Source organism: Modestobacter sp. VKM Ac-2984 (assembly GCF_026967985.1).
Classification (GTDB): domain Bacteria; phylum Actinomycetota; class Actinomycetes; order Mycobacteriales; family Geodermatophilaceae; genus Modestobacter.
Genome location: NZ_JAPVBJ010000005.1, coordinates 198,445 through 216,271, shown reverse-complemented (window position 1 = coordinate 216,271; position 17,827 = coordinate 198,445). Strand labels below are relative to the sequence as shown.

The following is a 17,827-nucleotide window of genomic DNA, read 5'->3' as shown; positions in this document are numbered from 1 at the left end:
GACGTACCGTCAGCGCTTCGAGTACTGAGGCGCCTTGCGGGCCTTCTTCAGGCCGTACTTCTTGCGCTCGGTGACCCGGGGGTCACGGGTCAGGAAGCCGGCCTTCTTCAGGGCCGGACGGTCATCGGGCTCGATCTCGATGAGCGCGCGGGCGATGGCCAGGCGCAGCGCGCCGGCCTGGCCGCTGACGCCGCCACCGTGCAGGATGCCGACGACGTCGTACTGCTCGTTCTTCTCCAGGATCACGAACGGCTCACGGATGAGCTGCTGGTGCACCTTGTTGGGGAAGTACTGCTCGATGGTGCGGCCGTTGAGCTTGAACTCGCCGGTGCCGGGGAGCAGACGCACCCGGACGATGGCCTCCTTACGGCGGCCGACGGTCTGGATGGGACGCCCGTCGGCGTCGGTCACGGTCAGTGCGCTGGTCACTGGGCCACCTGCTTGATCTCGTAGGTCTGGGGCTGCTGGGCGGCGTGCGGGTGCTCGGGCCCGGCGTAGACCTTGAGCTTGGAGAGCATCTGCCGGCCCAGCGTGTTGTGCGGCAGCATCCCCTTGACGGCGCGCTCGACGACGCGGTCGGGACGGGTCTTCAGCTCGTCGCCGACGTTGATCGTCCGGAGACCACCCGGGTAGCCGGAGTGGCGGTAGGCGACCTTGGTGTCGCGCTTGGAGCCGGTCAGGGCCACCTTGCCCGCGTTGACGATGACGACGAAGTCGCCGGCGTCGACGTGCGGCGCGAACTGGGGCTTGTGCTTGCCGCGGAGGAGGATCGCGGTCTGGCTGGCGAGTCGACCGAGCACCACGTCGGTGGCGTCGATGACGTGCCAGGCCCGGGTGATGTCACCGGGCTTGGGGCTGTACGTGCGCACGAGGCTCACTTGTCCTGTCGTCGTCGGGCGGGTGGCTGGTGGGATCGCCTCACCGAGCACGGGAGACTTGGGCGGACCCGATCAGATCGGAGCCCCGGACACGCGCGCACCAACCGGCATCGCGCACCAACGGAACACGGTACCAGCGCCAGCTACGAACCCGACTCCTGGCCCTGCTGCAGGGACCCGCCGCCAGCCTGCGAGGGGTGGGGGGCAGCAGGGCCCTCTATCTCGCGGAGCCGGCCACTGGCGACGTCGTAGACGGTGCCGCGCACCTCGGTGCTGAGCAGGTAGGGCGTTTCCCGGATCCGCTGCATCGACTCCCGGACGTCGGCGTCGACGTCGGTGAAGGTGCGCGCCACCCACGGCGGCCGGTGCCCGGTGGTCCGCTCCACCAGGTCGGCGACCTCCTGGTCGGTGGCCTTGTTGAGCCCGCAGTCGGTGTGGTGCACGAGCACGACCGCACGGGTGCCCAGGACGTGCTGGGAGATGGCCAGCGACCGGAGGGTGTCCTCGGTGACGACGCCGCCGGCGTTGCGGATGACGTGGGCGTCGCCGACGGCCAGGCCGAGCATCCCGAACAGCGGCATTCGCGAGTCCATGCAGGCCACGACGGCGACCTTGCGGTCGGGGGCCACCGGGAGGTCGCCCGGGAACTCCCCGAGCCAGGCCTCGTTCGCCGCGAGCATCCGGTCGATCTCGGTCACCTGCACCACCTCTGCGTCCGCCTCGTGTCCCGGCGAACGCTAGCGCGACGGGTCAGCGGCCCGCACCGCCGCGCTCCCGGCACTCCGCCGCGAGGCCGGTGACCTGCTCCGGGTCCAGCGCCGGCCGCCCGCCCAGCCGGTCCACCGTCAGGGCCGCAGCGGCCCCCGCCTGCCAGGCCGCCGTCCCCGGGTCCGCCCCGCGCAGCAGCGCGACGGTGAGGGCCGCCACGACGCTGTCCCCGGCGCCGGTCGGGTCGACCGGGTCCGGGCCGAGGAGCGGCACCAGCTCCTCGCGCAACCGGCCGCCGGGCTCCCGCCACACCGTGAGGTCGCCGTCCTCCCCGGCCGCCAGGCAGACCACCCGCGGACCGGCCGCGCACAGCTGGTGGGCCGCGTCGCGCACGTCGGCCAGCCCGGCCAGCTCGCCGTCCACCCACAGCCCGGCCTCCACCGCGTCGGCCCGGAGGACCTGCACCCGGCCCAGCAGCGCGTCCCGGGTCTCGTCGTCCGGCGGCGCACCGTCGGCGACCGTCAGCGCGTCCCGGGGAGCCCGTGCCAGCGCGGCGCGGACGGCGTCGCCCGGCTGCTGCAGCTGCAGGACGACGGCCGACGCCCGCGCGAACGAGGGTGCGACCGCGGCCACGTCGGCGGTGGTCAGCAGGGTGGCCGCCGGCACGTCCTCCAGCAGCCGCCGGGTGCCGTCGGCCTCCACCAGGTCGACCAGCAGGGCGGTCTCGGCGCCGTGGCGGCGGACCACCCCGGAGACCCACAGGCCGTCGGCGACCGCCTGGGCGAGGACGAGGTCACCCGGCGGGTCGTCGCCGAGCACCCCGACCAGCGCGACCGGCCAGCCCAGCTGCGCCATCGCGACGCCCTGGTTCGCGCCCTTGCCGCCGAGCAGCTCCCGGCGGCGGCGGACGTCGGTGCTCCGGCCGCCGGGCGGCAGCCGGTCGACCTCCAGCACGAGGTCCCGGCCCACCTGGCCGACGACGACGGCGGGGCCCTCCGGAACTGGCACGCTTCCTCCTCGTCCACGCCGCGCCAGGCGCGCGACGTCGGTCACCGGCCAGCCTGCCCGCTCGCGCTCGGTCGTGCGACCACCCGCCGTGCACCACCGGACCCGGCGCCGCCCCGGCCCGCGCCGCGACGCGCTGCCGGGGCATCGGTGAGGATGGGCGGCGTGCGCACCGTCGAGGAACACCAGGCAGCGGTCGCCGGGCTGCTCGCCCCGCTGCCGGTCGAGGACGTCCCGCTCGCCGCGGCCGCCGGACGGGTGCTCGCCCGCGACCTGACCGCACGGGTGGCGCTGCCCGGCTTCGACAACTCCGCGATGGACGGCTACGCCGCCCGGCACGCCGAGGTCGGGGCCGCCACCGCGGAGGTGCCGGTGAGGCTGCCGGTCGGCGCCGACCTGCCGGCCGGGCGCACCGACGTGCCGCCCCTGTCGGCCGGCACGGTGCACCGCATCATGACCGGCGCCCCGGTGCCCGACGGCGCGGACGTGATCGTCCCGGTCGAGCGCACCGACGCCGGCACCGACGTCGTCACCATCAGCTCCTCCCCTCCGGCCGGCACCCACCTGCGGCACGCCGGGGAGGACATCCGGGCCGGCGAGCTGGCCCTGCCCGCCGGCACCGCGCTCGGCGCGGCCCAGCTGGGGCTCGCCGCCGCGGTCGGGTACGACACCGTGCCGGTGCGGCGCCGCCCCCGGGTGCTGGTCCTCTCCACCGGCAGCGAGCTGGTCGAACCGGGCCGCCCGCTGCAGCCGGGCCAGATCTACGAGTCCAACTCGGTGCTGCTGGCCGCCGCCGTCACTGAGGCCGGCGGCGAGGCGCGCACGCTGCACTTCGTGCCCGACGACGTCGAGCAGTTCCTCACCACCGTGCGCGCCGAGCTGCCGGGCGCCGACCTGCTGGTGACCAGCGGCGGGGTCAGCGCCGGCGCCTACGAGGTGGTCAAGGACGCCTTCGCCGGGCTCGGCACGGTCGAGTTCGGCAAGGTCGCCATGCAACCGGGCGGCCCGCAGGGCGCCGGCACGGTCGACGGCGTCCCGGTGATCACGCTGCCCGGCAACCCGGTGAGCTCCTTCGTCTCCTTCGAGGTGTTCGTCCGGCCCGCACTGCGCCGCGCCCTCGGCCACAGCTCCCCCGACCGGCTGCGCACGAGCGCCCGGCTCACCGCCCCGCTGCGCTCCCCCGCCGGCCGCCGGCAGTTCCTCCGCGGCTGGTTCGACGGCGAGGTCGTCGACCAGGTCGGCGGGCCCGGCTCGCACCTGGTCGCCCACCTCGCCCGGGCCAACTGCCTGGTCGTCGTCCCCGAGGACGTCACCGACCTGCCCGAGGGCGCCCGGATCACCGTCGTCCTGATCGAAGGAGCACTGCAGTGACCACCTCCCCCGACGGCACACCCCCCGACCACCCCGCACGGCTCACCCACGTCGACGAGACCGGTGCCGCCCGGATGGTCGACGTCACCGCCAAGGCGGTCACCGCGCGAGTGGCCACCGCCGCCGGCCGGGTGCTGGTCAGCTCCGAGGTGGTGGCGCTGCTGCGCGGCACCGGGGTGCCCAAGGGCGACGCCATCGCGGTGGCCCGGATCGCCGGCATCGCCGGGGCCAAGCGCACACCCGACCTGATCCCGCTGTGCCACCCGATCGCGCTGCACGGCGTGACCGTCGACCTCCAGGTCACCGACGACGCCGTGGAGATCACCGCCACCGCCCGCACCGCCGACCGCACCGGCGTGGAGATGGAGGCGCTCACCTCGGTCGCCGTCACCGGGCTCACCGTCATCGACATGGTCAAGGCCGTCGACCCGCGCGCCTGCATCACCGACGTCCGGCTGCTCGCCAAGTCCGGCGGCAAGAAGGGCGACTGGACGCGATGAGCTCCGACCTGCCGGGCGACGCCCGGGCCGTCGTGCTCACCGCCTCCAACCGCGCCTCGGCCGGGGTCTACGAGGACCGCTCCGGGCAGGCGCTCGCCGACGGGCTGCGCGGGCTCGGCTTCACCGTGGAGGGCCCGCACGTGCGCCCGGACGACGTCGCGGCGCTCACCGAGGTGCTGCGGGAGGCCGTGGCCGGCGGGGCCGACGTCGTCCTCACCACCGGCGGCACCGGGCTCTCGCCCACCGACGTCACCCCCGAGGCCACCCGGGCGGTGCTGGAGCGCGAGGCCCCCGGCATCGCCGAGGCGGTGCGCCGGTACGGCGAGGGGAAGGTGCCCACGTCGGTGCTGTCCCGCGGGGTCGCCGGCACCGCCGGCCGCACCCTGATCGTCAACCTGCCCGGCTCCACCGGCGGCGTCCGTGACGGCCTGGCCGTCCTCGGGCCGCTCCTGCCGCACGTGGTCAGCCAGTTGCGCGGCGGGGACCATGTCTGATCTCGCGCTGCCGCGCTCCAGCGCGGCCAGGAGCCGTCCCGGCCTGCGCTGAGCCGTGTCCGTGCTCGTGCCCGGCTCGGTGTGCCTAGTCGGGCAGGACCAGGCGTTCCGGGTGGGTGTAGACGTTGCAGCCGTCGCCGCGGAGGAAGCCGATCAGGGTGATGCCGACCTCCTGGGCCAGCTCCACGGCCAGCGAGCTCGGTGCCGACACCGCGGCGAGCACGGGCACCGCGGCCATCGCCGCCTTCTGGGTCAGCTCGAAGGACGAGCGGCCGCTCACCATCAGCACGTGCCCGGCCAGTGGCACCCGGCCCTCGCGCACCGCGTCGCCGACCACCTTGTCCACCGCGTTGTGCCGGCCGACGTCCTCGCGCAGCGCGACCATCTCGCCCTCGGCGGTGAACAGACCGGCGGCGTGCAGCCCTCCGGTCTTGTCGAACACCTGCTGGGCGGCGCGCAGCCGGTCCGGCAACGCGAGCAGCGTCTCCAGGGTCAGCCGGGTGTCGTCGGCGGCGACGTCGTAGGCGGTCTTCGTCCGGATCGCGTCGATGCTGGCCTTGCCGCAGACCCCGCAGGAGCTGGTCGTGTAGAAGTTCCGGTCCAGCGCGGTGTCCGGGGCCTCGACGCCGGGCGCCAGGTCGACGTCGACGACGTTGTAGGTGTTGCGGCCCTCGTCGTCGACGGAGTTGCAGTACCGCAGCCCGGCGATGTCCGCAGCCGAGGCGATCACGCCCTCGGTGGTCAGGAAGCCGTGCACGAGGTCGAAGTCGTCGCCGGGCGTCCGCATCGTCACCGCGAGGGGGGTGCCGCCCAGCCGGATCTCCAGGGGCTCCTCGGAGGCGACCGTGTCGGGCCGTCGGGTGTGCACGGTGCCGCGGATGCGCAGCACCGGGGTGCGGCTGGTGACTCGTCCCACGCCGATGACGGTACTCACCGCCCGCGCCCTACCGTTGGCGGCCATGACCTCGCTCCCGCCCTTCGCGGCCGTCGTGCTGGCCGGCGGCCGCGCAGCCAGGCTCGGCGGGCAGCCCAAGCCGCAGCTGGACGTCGGCGGACGCACCATGCTCGCCGCCGTCCTGGCCGCCGTCCGGAACGCCGACCCGGTCGTCGTGGTCGGACCGCCCCAGCCCGTCCCCGAGGGCGTCGTGCTCGTCCGCGAGGTCCCCGCCGGTGGCGGTCCGGTGCCCGCGCTCGCCGCTGGGCTGGCCGCGGTCGGGGACGCCGAGGTGGTCGCCGTCCTCGCCGCCGACCTGCCCTTCCTCACCCGCGACCTGGTCACCGCCCTGCGCCGGCAGCTGGCCGAGGACGGCATGCTGGTGGTCGACGACACCGGCCGGGACCAGCTCCTGCTCGGCGTCTGGCGGACCGCGGCCCTGCGCGACGCCGTCCGGGACCCCCGCCCGCACACCCCGCTGCGGGCCGTCCTGTCCCCGCTCTCGGTGGGCCGTCACCGGCCGGGGACGACGCCCGGCCGTCCGGCGCCGTGGACCGACTGCGACACCCCGGCGGACCTGGCCCGCGCCCGCGCCGCACCGACCAGCGAGTGAGCCGTTCGCCACGGAGCCGGCCTGCGTGGGAGCGGCCGGCCCCGGGTAGGCCCGCATCATGCGCGTTGTCACAGCAGGAGCCCACGGGAAGATCGCCCGCCGCCTCGGCCGGTTGCTGAGCCAACGGGGGGACACCGCCGTCGGCATCGTCCGGAACCCCGACCACCGTGCCGACCTGGAGGCCGACGGGGTCGAGCCGGTGGTGCTGGACCTGGAGCAGGCCTCGGTGGAGGAGCTGTCCGCCGTCGTCTCCGGCGCCGACGCCGTGGTGTTCGCCGCCGGCGGTGGCCCGGACAGCGGCATCGAGCGCAAGGACTCGGTCGACCGCGGCGCCGCCGTGCTGCTGGCGGACGCGGCCGTCGCCGCCGGCGTCAGCCCCTACCTGCTGATCTCCTCGATCGGCGTCGAGATGGTGGCCGGCGACGCACCCCCGGAGGACATGGACGAGGTCTTCGTCGCCTACCTGCGGGCCAAGCTGGCCGCCGAGGAGCATGTGCTCTCCCGCGAGGGCCTGTCCCCCATGGTGATCCGGCCGGGCAGCCTGACCGACGACCCCGGCACCGGCCGGGTCCGCCTCGAGCACACCACTGACCGCGGCGAGGTGCCCCGCGATGACGTCGCCGCCGTCCTGCTGGCCCTGCTCGACGACCCGAAGGACGGCACCGTGGTGGAGCTGCTCACCGGCGACACCCCGATCGCCGAGGCCGTCCGAGCGCTCCCCTGACGGCCGGACCCCGGCCCGCCGTGCAGCGGCTGGCAGCGGTCAGCTGCGCTTCGCCCGGGTCACCTGCGCACGGGTCGCGAGCTCCGCGTCGTCCGGGTAGTCGACCCGCAGCAACGTCAGGCCACCGGCCGGGGCGACGGGCACGTCACTGGCCCGCTCGCTCTGGCTGAGCAGGGACGCCGGCCACTCCGGCGGCCGGCGTCCCTCGCCCACGGCGCCGAGGGCCCCGACGAGGCTGCGGACCATCGAGTGGCAGAAGGCGTCGGCCGACGCGTGGACCTGCACCAGGTCACCGTCTCGCCGGACGTCCAGGGCGAGCAGGGTGCGGATCGTCGTCGCCCCCTCGCGGCGGCGGCAGAACGCTGCGAAGTCCTGCTGCCCGAGCAGCAGTCGCGCGGCGGTCTGCATCGCGTCGGCGTCTACCCGGCGCGACCAACCGACCGTGTCGGCCCGGCGCAGCGGTGGTGGCCCGGCGTCAGCATCGGTGAGCCGGTACACGTAGTGGCGGGCCAACGCGGAGAAACGCGCGTCGAAGTCGCGCGTGACCGCCACGGCTGAGGTCACGGCGATGTCCGGTGCGAGCACGCCCCGCAGCCGTCGCAGCAGCCGGTCCTGATGAGCAGCGAAGAGCTCTCGCGGCAGGTCGGTGTGGGCCACCTGGCCGGTGGCGTGCACGCCGGCGTCCGTGCGGCCTGCCACGGTCAGGTCCACGTCGGCCCGCAGCACGGTGGCCAGGGCCAGCTCCAGCTCTCCCTGCACGGTGCGCAGGCCGGGCTGACGGGCCCATCCGTGCAGCGAGGTCCCGTCGTAGGCGATGCCCAGCCGGACGCGGACGAGCCCGCCACCGAGGTCGGTGGCGGGCTCGTCAGCGCGCATGTCCTGCATGGGGTGGACCGTCGGGGACGGTCTCAACTCACTTCGGGTCGGTGGCCGGCTCGCCACCGGGGGCCTGGGCGCCCGCGGTTGCCGCATCCGTGGTCTCGGCGGCCTCGACCTCGGCAGCGGCCGCAGCGGCCACGTCGGGGCTGAGTGTCGGGTCGTCGACGACGGCGAGGTTCTCCGATGTCGGCTCCGGGGTGACGTCGCCGTCGTCCTGGCGCTCGCCGTCGGGCACGAAGACGTCGGTGACGACCTCCTCGGCCTCGGCGGACTCGTCGGTGTCCGTGGCGACCGCGTCCGCGGTCACCTCGCCGGCGGCTGCCGACGCGCCAGCGCCGGCCGCGAACCGGGTGCCGCGAGCACGCTCGGCCTCGCCGACGGCCTGCTGCGCCACCGTCTGGCCTTCGACCAGCTCGATGATCGCCATCGGTGCGTTGTCGCCCTTGCGGGGACCGACCTTGACGATGCGCGTGTAGCCACCGGGACGGTCCGCGAAGCGCGGGCCGATCTCGGCGAACAGGTGGTGCACGACGTCCTTGTCCCGGATCGTCGTCAGCACCTGCCGACGGGCGTGCAGGTCACCGCGCTTGGCGAAGGTGACCAGCTTCTCGGCCAGCGGCCGCAGCCGCTTGGCCTTGGCCTCGGTGGTGGTGATCCGCCCGTGCTCGAACAGCGAGGTGGCCATGTTGGCCAGCATCAGCCGCTCGTGCGCGGGGGAGCCGCCGAGACGGGGGCCCTTTGTGGGGGTGGGCATGTCGGTCCTTCCTCAGGCGGCCGGGCGGGGCGTGTGCCGGCTGCGTCGTCCACATCGCAGTGCTGCGTGCTGCTGGGCCACCGTGGGATGGCCAGTGCTCAGTGCTCGGTGCGGGGCTCGGCCGACAGGGTCTCCCCCGCCGGCCGCGCCCCGGATCACGAACAGCCTGTCAGAGCTGCTCGGTCTCCTGGTAGGTGCCCTCGTCCAGCGTGGCCGGATCGCCGAAGGCAGCGTCGCCCTGGTAGGCGTCGGTCTCGTAGCCCTCGTCGTAGCTCTCGACCGAGGTGGGGACGAACCCGGGCGGGCTGTCCTTCAGTGCCAGGCCCATCGCGGCGAGCTTGAGCTTGACCTCGTCGATCGACTTGGCACCGAAGTTGCGGATGTCGAGGAGGTCCGCCTCGGAGCGGGTGACGAGCTCACCGACGGTGTGCACGCCCTCGCGCTTGAGGCAGTTGTAGGACCGGACGGTGAGGTCCATGTCCTCGATGGGCATCGAGAAGTTGGCGATGTCGGCGGCCTCGGCCGGGCTGGGCCCGACCTCGATGCCCTCGGCGTCGATGTTCAGCTCGCGCAGCAGCCCGAAGAGCTCGACCAGCGTCGAGCCGGCGCTGGCGATGGCGTCGCGGGGCTCCATCGACGGCTTCGTCTCGACGTCGACCACCAGGCGGTCGAAGTCGGTGCGCTGCTCGACACGGGTCGCCTCGACCGCGTAGGTCACCTTGAGCACCGGCGAGTAGATGGAGTCGACGGGGATGCGACCGATCTCCTGGCCGGGCTGCTTGTTCTGGGTGGCCGGCACGTAGCCGCGGCCACGCTCGACGACCAGCTCGATCTCGAGCCGGCCCTTCGCGTTCAGCGTGGCGATGTGCATGTCGGGGTTGTGCACCTCGACACCGGCCGGCGGTGCGATGTCGGCCGCCGTGACCTCACCCGGCCCCTGCTTGCGCAGGTACATGGTCACCGGCTCGTCGGAGTCGGAGCTGACCACGAGACCCTTGAGGTTCAGGATCATCTCGGTGACGTCCTCCTTGACGCCCGGCACGGTGGTGAACTCGTGCAGGGTGCCCTCGATCCGGATGCTGGTGACAGCAGCGCCGGGGATCGAGGACAGCAGGGTGCGACGCAGCGAGTTGCCGAGGGTGTAACCGAAACCCGGCTCGAGCGGCTCGATGACGAACCGAGAGCGCTGGGCGTCGATGGTCTCCTCGGCGAGGGTCGGACGCTGTGCGATGAGCATGGTTCTCCTTCAGGTCCTCCGGCACCCGCCATATGACGCCGTGAGGGGGTGGTGCCGGCGGGACGGACATCGGTCCGCCCGTCCCGCCGCCGTGCTGGTCCTGCAGTCGTGCTGTCCTACCGGCCGATCACTTCGAGTAGAGCTCGACGATCAGCTGCTCCTGGACCGGGGTGTCGATCACCTGGCGCGCCGGGATGTTGTGGACCAACACCTTCAGCTGCGAGGAGATGACCTCCAGCCACGGCGGCACCGGACGAGAGCCGGCCTTGGCCTGGGCGAGCTGGAACGGCACCATCTCGGCGGACTTCGCAGCCACCTCGAGGATGTCGTTGGCGCTCACCCGGTAGGACGGGATGTCGACCTTGCGACCGTTGACCTTGATGTGGCCGTGGCGCACCAGCTGGCGGGCCATGTCGCGGGACTCGGCGAAGCCGGCCCGGTAGACCACGTTGTCGAGGCGGGACTCGAGGATCTGCAGCAGGACCTCACCGGTCTTGCCCGACTTCTTGTTCGCCTCTTCGTAGTAACCGCGGAACTGCTTCTCCAGCACGCCGTAGATGCGGCGGGCCTTCTGCTTCTCACGAAGCTGGAGCAGGTACTCGCTGTCCTTGCTGCGACCCCGGCCGTGCTCGCCCGGCGGGTAAGGCCGGATCTCGATCGGGCACTTGGGGGACTCGCACTTGCTGCCCTTGAGGAACAGCTTCATCTTCTCGCGCCTGCACAAACGGCAGTCGGCTCCGGTGTAACGGGCCACGTCAGGTACTCCTAGTTCGTCTCGTCAGTGACCGGTCAGACCCGGCGGCGCTTCTTGGGGCGGCAGCCGTTGTGCGGCTGAGGCGTCACGTCCTGGATCTGACCCACTTCGAGGCCGGTGGCCTGCAGCGAGCGGATCGCGGTCTCCCGACCGGAGCCCGGGCCCTTGACGAAGACGTCGACCTTGCGCATGCCGTGCTCCTGCGCCTTGCGGGCGGCGTTCTCCGCAGCCATCTGCGCCGCGAACGGCGTGGACTTGCGGGAGCCCTTGAACCCGACGTGCCCGGCCGAGGCCCAGCTGATCACGTTGCCCGTGGGGTCGGTGATCGACACGATCGTGTTGTTGAAGGTGCTCTTGATGTGCGCCGCGCCGTGAGCGACGTTCTTCTTCTCCTTGCGGCGCACCTTCTTGGTGCCAGCTGCCGCGCGAGCCCTGGGAGGCATCTCTCTCCGGTCTGAGTCTGTGTTCGTGGCCTGGTCGCCCACCCGGTCCTAGCCGAGTGGACGGTCCTGCTCAGGCGCACCGCCGGTCCGGCCCTACGGACCCTCGACGGTGCGCCGACGTGCTGAGATCAGCGGGCCTTCTTCTTGCCCGCGATGGTCTTGCGCGGGCCCTTGCTCGAGCGCGCGTTCGTCTTGGTGCGCTGCCCGTGCACCGGCAGGCCGCGGCGGTGCCGCAGACCCTGGTAGCAACCGATCTCCACCTTGCGGCGGATGTCGGCAGCCACCTCACGGCGCAGGTCACCCTCGACGCGGAAGTGCTCGTCGATGTAGTCGCGCAGCTTGAGCAGGTCCTCGTCGGTCAGGTCCTTGGCCCGCAGGTCCGGGCTGACGCCCGTTGCGGCCAGGGTCGCCTTGGCCGACGTGGGCCCGATCCCGTAGATGTAGGTGAGCGCGATCTCCATCCGCTTCTCGCGGGGAAGGTCGACGCCAGCAAGTCGTGCCATTGTCAGGTACTCCCTCAGCCCTGGCGCTGCTTGTGCCGGGCGTTCTCGCAGATGACCATGACCCGGCCGTGCCGGCGGATCACCTTGCACTTGTCACAGATCTTCTTCACCGACGGCTGGACCTTCACCGGTGCCGCCCTCATTCCTGTAGATCGTGCGCCGACCCCCGGACCCACGCGTGGGACCCGGACCGGCAGCGGGTTACTTGTAGCGGTAGACGATGCGGCCGCGGGTCAGGTCGTAGGGCGAGAGCTCCACGACCACGCGGTCCTCGGGCAGGATCCGGATGTAGTGCTGCCGCATCTTGCCGCTGATGTGGGCGAGCACCCGGTGCCCGTTCTGCAGTTCGACCCGGAACATCGCGTTGGGCAGCGGCTCGACGACACGACCCTCGACCTCGATGGCCCCGTCCTTCTTTGCCACGCCTACACGGCCTCCTCGTTCGATCAGACTGCATGCGCCCATGCCGGGATGACACGGGCGGTGGTGCGGGGTTCCTTGCTGGATGCACCCGATGACTCAGGTGCCGTGGTGCGGGCGATCTCGCTGAGGGCGTCCGACGGCGTACGGCCACAGCACGACGACGGACGGCGCGAACGCCATCGGCCACTGTACTCCCCACAGCACCAGGGCTCCAACCCGGCCCGTGGTGACGGTCCCCTCGCCCCCTCCAACCGCACGCGGGGGCACCCGAGGGCAGCCGGTCAGGAGCGAGGGGTGACCCCGAAGGGCGCGAGGCCGGCCAGGCCCCCGTCCTCCGCCGTCAGGACCCACGGTCCCTCCGGCGTAATCGCGACGCTGTGCTCGAAGTGCGCGGCGCGAGAGCCGTCCTTGGTGACGACCGTCCAGCCGTCGTCCAGCTCGACGGTGGCCGGGTCGCCGACCGTCACCATCGGCTCGATCGCCAGGGCCAGGCCGGGGACGAGCTTGGGGCCACGGCCTTGACGCCCGTAGTTCAGGACGTGCGGGTCCTGGTGCATCTCGGTGCCGATGCCGTGCCCGCCGTAGTGGTCGACGATGCCGTACCGGTGCTCGTGCGCAGTGATCGACTCCTCCACGGCGTGGCTGATGTCGGTCAGCCGCCCACCCGCGACGGCCTTGGCCAGCCCGGCCCACATCGAGCGTTCGGTGACCTCCAGGAGGGCCACGTCCGCTGCGGACGGCGTGCCGACGGAGACGGTGATCGCCGAGTCGCTGTGCCAGCCCTGGAGGATGGCGCCGCAGTCGATCGAGATGTTGTCGCCCTCGGCCAGCGTCCGGTCGGGGTTCGGGATGCCGTGGACCACCTCGTCGTTGATCGACGCACATATGGTCCCGGTGAACCCGTGGTAGCCCAGGAAGTTCGGCACCGCGCCGGCCGAGCGGATGTGGTCCTCGGCGATCGCGTCGAGCTCACCGGTGGTCACCCCGGGCCGGACGGCGGCGCGCACGGCCTTGAGGGCACCGGCGGTGACCAACCCGGAGGCGCGCATGAGCTCGATCTCGTGCGCGGTCTTGATCTGGATCATGCGTCCACTCCACTTCGCCACCAGCGGCAACCAGGACGCCCATCCGACACCGCGGTCACCGTGCACCACGGCCTCGCAAGGTCAGCGCCCGGACTCGTCGCCGGACTCGTCGCCGGACTCGTCGGCCAGCGCCTCGTCGGCGCCGAGCGCCTCCAGGGCGCGCCGGGTCACCTCGTCGATCTCACCGATCGCGTCGATCTGGCTGAGCAACCCGACCTTCTCGTAGAACCCGGCCAGCGGCGCCGTCTGTTCCCGGTAGACCTCGAGCCGGTGCCGGACCGTCTCGGGCTTGTCGTCCTCGCGCTGGACCCACTCGCCGTCGACCAGCATCCGCCGGCCGGACAGCCGGCGCACGAGCTCGTCCTCGTCCACGACGAGCTCCAGGCAACGGTCCAGCGCGTGGCCCATCTCCGCGAGCGAGTCACGCAGCTGCTCGGCCTGGGCGATCGTGCGCGGGAAGCCGTCGAGCAGGAAGCCGGCCTTCGCGTCGGGCTCGGCCAGGCGATCGGAGACCATCGCGACCGTGATCGCATCGGGCACCAGGTCGCCGGCGTCCATGTAGACCTTCGCCTGCTTGCCGAGCTCGGTGTCGCCGCCCACGTTCGCGCGGAAGATCTCCCCGGTGGAGATCGCGGGCACGCCGAGTCGCGCGGCGATGATCTGGGCCTGGGTCCCCTTGCCGGCTCCGGGAGGGCCCAACAGCACGATGCGCACTAGCGGAGGAACCCTTCGTAGCTGCGCTGGTTGAGCTGCGTCTCGATCTGCTTCACCGTCTCCAAGCCCACTCCCACCATGATCAGCACCGCGGTCCCGCCGAACGGGAAGTTCTGGTTCTGCCCCTCTTGGGTGATCGAGAGGAACAGGTTGGGCAGCACGGCCACCAACCCGAGGTAGATCGACCCCGGCAGGGTGATCCGCGACAGCACGTACTGCAGGTACTCGGCTGTGGGCCGGCCGGGACGGATGCCCGGGATGAAGCCGCCGTAGCGCTTCATGTCGTCGGCCCGCTCTTCGGGGTTGAACGTGATCGACACGTAGAAGTACGTGAAGAAGATGATCAGCCCGAAGTAGATGGCGATGTGCACCGGGCTGCTCTGGTTGATCACGTAGTTCTCGAAGAACCGACGGACCGGGCCGCTCGAGTCGCTCTGCAGCTGGCTGAGCAGCTGCGGCAGGTAGAGCAGCGACGAGGCGAAGATGACCGGGATGACGCCGGCCTGGTTCACCTTCAGCGGCAGGTAGGTCGACGTCCCGCCGTACATCCGGCGCCCGACCATCCGCTTGGCGTACTGCACCGGGATGCGGCGTTGCGCCTGTTCGACGTAGACCACCGAGGCGATGACCACCAGGGCGAAGACGCAGACGACGGCGAAGATGAAGGCCCCGCGGGTCTGCAGGATCGCGCCGCCCTCGGCCGGGATCCGGGCGGCGATCGAGGTGAAGATCAGCACGGACATGCCGTTGCCGATCCCCTTCTCCGTGAGGAGCTCGCCCAGCCACATGATCACGGCGGTGCCCGCGGTCAGCGTGATGACCAGGATGACCGTGGTCCACACCGAGTCCGACGGGATGATGTCCTGCGGGCAGTTCGGGAAGAGCTGGCCACTCCGGGCCAGGGCGATGATCCCGGTGCTCTGCAGCACGGCCAGCGCGATCGTCAGGTAGCGGGTGTACTGGGTCAGCTTGGCTTGACCCGACTGCCCTTCCTTCTTCAGCTGCTCGAACCGTGGGATCACCACGACCAGGAGCTGGACGATGATGCTCGCGGTGATGTACGGCATGATGCCGAGCGCGAAGACCGACAGCCGCAGCAGTGCCCCGCCGGAGAACAGGTTCACCAGCGAGTAGACGTCGCGCTGGTCGGAGGCCGCAGCCAGGTCCAGACAGCTGTTGATCGCCTCGGTGGACACACCCGGCCCTGGGACGCTGGCGCCGAGCCGGTAGACGGCGATCAGCGCCAGGGAGAACAGCAGCTTGCGCCGGAGATCTGGCGTCCGGAACGCCGCGGCGAACGCCTGCAGCACGTGCCCTCCCCGAGTTGGTCGTGTGAGGTTATCAACGTCGGCCGACATCCCCACCGCCACCGTCCCACGGGGACGAGGTGAGCGGGGTCCGGCGGACCTGGACGAGTGTGGTGCAGCCCGGTCCACGACCGGACAGCAGACGACCCCTGGGGCGCAGTCACCCTGCTCGGGTGCGCGCCCCAGGGGCCGTCGGCGGTCAGATCTGGGTGGTGCTGCCCCCGGCAGCGCCGATCTTCTCCAGAGCGGACTTCGAGAAGGCGTGCGCCTGCACGTCGACCTTCACCCCGCCCAGCTCGCCGGTACCGAGGACCTTGACCGGCTGACCACGCCGGATGGCACCGGCGTCGGCCAGCGTGTCCGGGTCGATGGTCCCGCCCTGCGGGAACAGGGAGGCGATCCGGTCCAGGTTGACGACCTGGAAGACGACCTTGTTGTTGTTCTTGAAGCCAGAGAGCTTCGGCAGCCGCATGAAGAGGGGGGTCTGGCCGCCCTCGAAGCGGGCCGAGACCTGCACGCGAGCGCCGGAGCCCTTGGTGCCGCGACCGGCCGTCTTGCCCTTGGAGCCCTCACCACGACCCACGCGGGTCTTCTTGGTGTGGGCGCCCGGAGCCGGACGCAGGTGGTGGACCTTGAGAGTCATGTCAGTATTCCTTCTCGCCCGACGCTCAGACGATCTCTTCGACGGCGACCAGGTGCGGCACCGTCGCGACCATCCCGCGGATCTCGGGACGGTCCTCCTGGACGACCGAGTCGTTGATCCGCTTCAGCCCGAGCGAACGCAGCGTCTGACGCTGGTTCGGCTTGGTGCCGATGGCCGACTTGACCTGGGTGACCTTCAGCTGAGCCATCTCAGACCCCCTGACCGGCCCGCGCACGCAGCATGGCGGCCGGGGCGACGTCCTCCAGAGGCAGACCACGGCGAGCCGCGATCTCCTCGGGACGGACGAGGTCCTTCAGCGCCTGCATGGTCGCGTGGACGATGTTGATCGGGTTCGAGGACCCGAGGCTCTTGGACAGGATGTCGTGGATGCCGGCGCACTCCAGCACGGCGCGCACCGGACCACCGGCGATGACACCGGTACCGGGGCTGGCCGGCTTCAGCAGCACGACTCCGGCAGCTGCCTCACCCTGCACCGGGTGCGGGATGGTGCTGGCGATGCGAGGCACCTTGTAGAAGTGCTTCTTGGCCTCCTCGACGCCCTTGGCGATCGCCGCGGGCACCTCCTTGGCCTTGCCGTAGCCGACACCCACGGTGCCGTTGCCGTCACCGACGATGACCAGCGCCGTGAAGCTGAAGCGCCGACCGCCCTTGACGACCTTGGACACGCGGTTGATGGCCACCACGCGCTCGATGAACTGGCTCTTCTCGGCGGTACCGCCACCGGGGCCGCGGCCGCCGTCGCGGCGGTCACGGCGGTCGTTGCCGCCGCCGGCACCGCCGGGGCCACCCGTCCCGCCGGCGCCACCGCCGCGTCGCTGTGGTCCTGGCATCAGACGTCCCTCTCGATCTGCTCAATGATGGTGCTCATCAGAAGTCCAGCCCGCCTTCGCGGGCGCCGTCCGCCAGGGCGGCGATGCGCCCGGCGTACCGGTTGCCACCGCGGTCGAAGACGACGGCGGCGATCCCGGCGGCCTTGGCACGCTCCGCGACCAGGGCACCGACCTGACGGGCGAGAGCGGACTTGTCGCCCTCCGCGCCCTTCAGGCTGGCGTCCATGGTCGACGCACTGGCCAGGGTACGGCCAACCGTGTCGTCGACCACCTGGACGTGGATGTGCCGCGAACTGCGCTTGACCACCAGGCGCGGGCGCTCCGGCGTACCGCCGACGCGCTTGCGCAGCCGGTTGTGCCGGCGCAGCCGCGAGACGCGGCGCGCAGTGCTGACGTCGGTGCCGACGGGCTTGTGCACCCGGACACCCTTCTCGGTCTTGGCTGCCTGTGCCATCACTTGCCCGTCTTCCCGACCTTGCGCTTGACGACCTCGCCCTGGTACCGCACGCCCTTGCCCTTGTACGGGTCGGGACGACGGATCTTGCGGATCTTGGCGGAGACCTCGCCGACCTGCTGCTTGTCGATCCCGCTCACCCGCAGGCGAGTGGGGGCCTCGACGGTGAAGGCGATCCCCTCAGGGGCCTTGACGAGCACCGGGTGGCTGAAGCCGAGGGCGAACTCGAGGTCCGACCCGCGGGCCTGCACGCGGTAGCCGACGCCGACGATCTCCAGGGTCTTCTCGTACCCCTGGGTGACGCCGGTGATCATGTTGGCGATGAGGGTCCGCGAGAGGCCGTGCAGCGCCCGGCTCTCCCGCTCGTCGTTGGGACGCTGCACCAGCAGGGTCCCGTCCTCACCGCGCTCGACGGTGATGGGAGCTGCCACCGTGTGGCTGAGCTTCCCCTTCGGCCCGGAGACGTTGACCGTTCGCCCGTCGATGGCGATGTCAACCCCGCTCGGCACCGGAATCGGGAGTCGTCCGATCCGTGACATGTCTGCTCGCTCCT

26 protein-coding genes are annotated in these 17,827 nt (G+C 71.9%); 5 read left to right on the top strand and 21 right to left on the bottom strand.

Going from position 1 to position 17,827, the window contains the following annotated elements; translation table 11 throughout:
* Positions 1 to 9: 9 nt before the first annotated feature.
* From rpsI to O2W16_RS12755, 4 genes are all read right to left on the bottom strand, one after another.
* On the bottom strand, positions 10 to 429 hold the full coding sequence (rpsI, locus tag O2W16_RS12770; RefSeq protein WP_442928913.1) for a 30S ribosomal protein S9: 420 nt from the start codon (positions 427 to 429) through the stop codon (positions 10 to 12).
* Positions 426 to 869, bottom strand: a complete 444-nt coding sequence (rplM, locus tag O2W16_RS12765; protein WP_269159179.1) for a 50S ribosomal protein L13 — start codon at positions 867 to 869, stop codon at positions 426 to 428. The genes rpsI and rplM overlap by 4 nt, the downstream gene beginning before the upstream one ends.
* Before the next feature lie 152 nt (positions 870 to 1,021).
* A complete protein-coding gene (locus O2W16_RS12760; protein WP_269159178.1) occupies positions 1,022 to 1,576 on the bottom strand; it encodes a beta-class carbonic anhydrase in 555 nt (184 codons plus the stop codon).
* Between the two features lie 52 nt (positions 1,577 to 1,628).
* Positions 1,629 to 2,594 carry a PfkB family carbohydrate kinase gene (locus O2W16_RS12755; RefSeq protein ID WP_269159177.1) on the bottom strand — a complete coding sequence of 322 codons (966 nt, stop codon included), beginning with the start codon at positions 2,592 to 2,594 and terminating at the stop codon, positions 1,629 to 1,631.
* 162 nt (positions 2,595 to 2,756) lie between these two features.
* Between O2W16_RS12755 and moeA the strand changes: the two genes are divergently transcribed.
* Genes moeA through O2W16_RS12740 form a run of 3 tightly spaced genes read left to right on the top strand, consistent with a single transcriptional unit; the run spans position 2,757 to position 4,956 of the window.
* Positions 2,757 to 3,962 carry a molybdopterin molybdotransferase MoeA gene (gene moeA, locus O2W16_RS12750; protein ID WP_269159176.1) on the top strand — a complete coding sequence of 402 codons (1,206 nt, stop codon included), beginning with the start codon at positions 2,757 to 2,759 and terminating at the stop codon, positions 3,960 to 3,962.
* Entirely contained in the window at positions 3,959 to 4,462 is a 504-nt protein-coding gene (gene moaC, locus O2W16_RS12745; RefSeq protein WP_269159175.1) for a cyclic pyranopterin monophosphate synthase MoaC, read from the top strand. Before moeA ends, moaC begins: the two co-directional genes overlap by 4 nt.
* Complete coding sequence (locus O2W16_RS12740; protein WP_269159174.1) at positions 4,459 to 4,956, top strand: MogA/MoaB family molybdenum cofactor biosynthesis protein; 498 nt, start codon at positions 4,459 to 4,461, stop codon at positions 4,954 to 4,956. Before moaC ends, O2W16_RS12740 begins: the two co-directional genes overlap by 4 nt.
* Before the next feature lie 85 nt (positions 4,957 to 5,041).
* Here O2W16_RS12740 and fdhD read toward each other — a convergent pair whose 3' ends face one another.
* Positions 5,042 to 5,872 (bottom strand): formate dehydrogenase accessory sulfurtransferase FdhD, encoded by an 831-nt coding sequence (gene fdhD / locus O2W16_RS12735; RefSeq protein ID WP_269159173.1) that lies wholly within the window; start codon positions 5,870 to 5,872, stop codon positions 5,042 to 5,044.
* A 43-nt stretch (positions 5,873 to 5,915) separates the two neighbouring features.
* On the opposite strand from fdhD, the gene mobA reads away from it, so the two are divergent.
* The gene (gene mobA / locus O2W16_RS12730; protein WP_269159172.1) at positions 5,916 to 6,503 is read left to right on the top strand and encodes a molybdenum cofactor guanylyltransferase; all 588 of its coding nucleotides are present in this window, start codon (positions 5,916 to 5,918) and stop codon (positions 6,501 to 6,503) included.
* Between the two features lie 58 nt (positions 6,504 to 6,561).
* Positions 6,562 to 7,227 carry an NAD(P)H-binding protein gene (locus O2W16_RS12725; protein WP_269159171.1) on the top strand — a complete coding sequence of 222 codons (666 nt, stop codon included), beginning with the start codon at positions 6,562 to 6,564 and terminating at the stop codon, positions 7,225 to 7,227.
* Between the two features lie 39 nt (positions 7,228 to 7,266).
* Here O2W16_RS12725 and truA read toward each other — a convergent pair whose 3' ends face one another.
* From truA to rplF, 16 genes are all read right to left on the bottom strand, one after another.
* Complete coding sequence (gene truA / locus O2W16_RS12720) at positions 7,267 to 8,103, bottom strand: tRNA pseudouridine(38-40) synthase TruA (RefSeq protein ID WP_269159170.1); 837 nt, start codon at positions 8,101 to 8,103, stop codon at positions 7,267 to 7,269.
* 37 nt (positions 8,104 to 8,140) lie between these two features.
* Positions 8,141 to 8,860 (bottom strand): 50S ribosomal protein L17, encoded by a 720-nt coding sequence (gene rplQ / locus O2W16_RS21685; RefSeq protein ID WP_442928912.1) that lies wholly within the window; start codon positions 8,858 to 8,860, stop codon positions 8,141 to 8,143.
* A gap of 169 nt (positions 8,861 to 9,029) precedes the next feature.
* Positions 9,030 to 10,097 carry a DNA-directed RNA polymerase subunit alpha gene (locus O2W16_RS12710; RefSeq protein ID WP_269159169.1) on the bottom strand — a complete coding sequence of 356 codons (1,068 nt, stop codon included), beginning with the start codon at positions 10,095 to 10,097 and terminating at the stop codon, positions 9,030 to 9,032.
* A gap of 127 nt (positions 10,098 to 10,224) precedes the next feature.
* Entirely contained in the window at positions 10,225 to 10,851 is a 627-nt protein-coding gene (gene rpsD / locus O2W16_RS12705; RefSeq protein ID WP_269159168.1) for a 30S ribosomal protein S4, read from the bottom strand.
* Between the two features lie 35 nt (positions 10,852 to 10,886).
* Positions 10,887 to 11,294, bottom strand: coding sequence for a 30S ribosomal protein S11 (gene rpsK, locus O2W16_RS12700; RefSeq protein ID WP_026844840.1), 408 nt, complete (start codon positions 11,292 to 11,294; stop codon positions 10,887 to 10,889).
* Between the two features lie 128 nt (positions 11,295 to 11,422).
* A complete protein-coding gene (gene rpsM / locus O2W16_RS12695; RefSeq protein WP_036334299.1) occupies positions 11,423 to 11,797 on the bottom strand; it encodes a 30S ribosomal protein S13 in 375 nt (124 codons plus the stop codon).
* A gap of 14 nt (positions 11,798 to 11,811) precedes the next feature.
* Positions 11,812 to 11,925 (bottom strand): 50S ribosomal protein L36, encoded by a 114-nt coding sequence (rpmJ, locus tag O2W16_RS12690; RefSeq protein WP_014742835.1) that lies wholly within the window; start codon positions 11,923 to 11,925, stop codon positions 11,812 to 11,814.
* 73 nt (positions 11,926 to 11,998) lie between these two features.
* Complete coding sequence (gene infA / locus O2W16_RS12685; protein ID WP_012950459.1) at positions 11,999 to 12,220, bottom strand: translation initiation factor IF-1; 222 nt, start codon at positions 12,218 to 12,220, stop codon at positions 11,999 to 12,001.
* A 281-nt stretch (positions 12,221 to 12,501) separates the two neighbouring features.
* Entirely contained in the window at positions 12,502 to 13,305 is an 804-nt protein-coding gene (gene map / locus O2W16_RS12680) for a type I methionyl aminopeptidase (protein WP_269159167.1), read from the bottom strand.
* Between the two features lie 81 nt (positions 13,306 to 13,386).
* A complete protein-coding gene (locus O2W16_RS12675) occupies positions 13,387 to 14,019 on the bottom strand; it encodes an adenylate kinase (protein WP_269159166.1) in 633 nt (210 codons plus the stop codon).
* Entirely contained in the window at positions 14,019 to 15,329 is a 1,311-nt protein-coding gene (secY, locus tag O2W16_RS12670; protein ID WP_269159165.1) for a preprotein translocase subunit SecY, read from the bottom strand. The genes O2W16_RS12675 and secY overlap by 1 nt, the downstream gene beginning before the upstream one ends.
* Positions 15,330 to 15,525: 196 nt before the next feature.
* Positions 15,526 to 15,969 (bottom strand): 50S ribosomal protein L15, encoded by a 444-nt coding sequence (rplO, locus tag O2W16_RS12665; RefSeq protein WP_269159164.1) that lies wholly within the window; start codon positions 15,967 to 15,969, stop codon positions 15,526 to 15,528.
* Between the two features lie 25 nt (positions 15,970 to 15,994).
* Positions 15,995 to 16,177, bottom strand: a complete 183-nt coding sequence (gene rpmD, locus O2W16_RS12660; RefSeq protein WP_164699904.1) for a 50S ribosomal protein L30 — start codon at positions 16,175 to 16,177, stop codon at positions 15,995 to 15,997.
* Position 16,178: 1 nt separating this feature from the next.
* A complete protein-coding gene (rpsE, locus tag O2W16_RS12655) occupies positions 16,179 to 16,820 on the bottom strand; it encodes a 30S ribosomal protein S5 (RefSeq protein ID WP_036334292.1) in 642 nt (213 codons plus the stop codon).
* A gap of 37 nt (positions 16,821 to 16,857) precedes the next feature.
* Positions 16,858 to 17,274, bottom strand: coding sequence for a 50S ribosomal protein L18 (gene rplR, locus O2W16_RS12650; RefSeq protein ID WP_081975217.1), 417 nt, complete (start codon positions 17,272 to 17,274; stop codon positions 16,858 to 16,860).
* On the bottom strand, positions 17,274 to 17,813 hold the full coding sequence (rplF, locus tag O2W16_RS12645; protein WP_269159163.1) for a 50S ribosomal protein L6: 540 nt from the start codon (positions 17,811 to 17,813) through the stop codon (positions 17,274 to 17,276). The genes rplR and rplF overlap by 1 nt, the downstream gene beginning before the upstream one ends.
* Between the last annotated feature and the right edge of the window lie 14 nt (positions 17,814 to 17,827).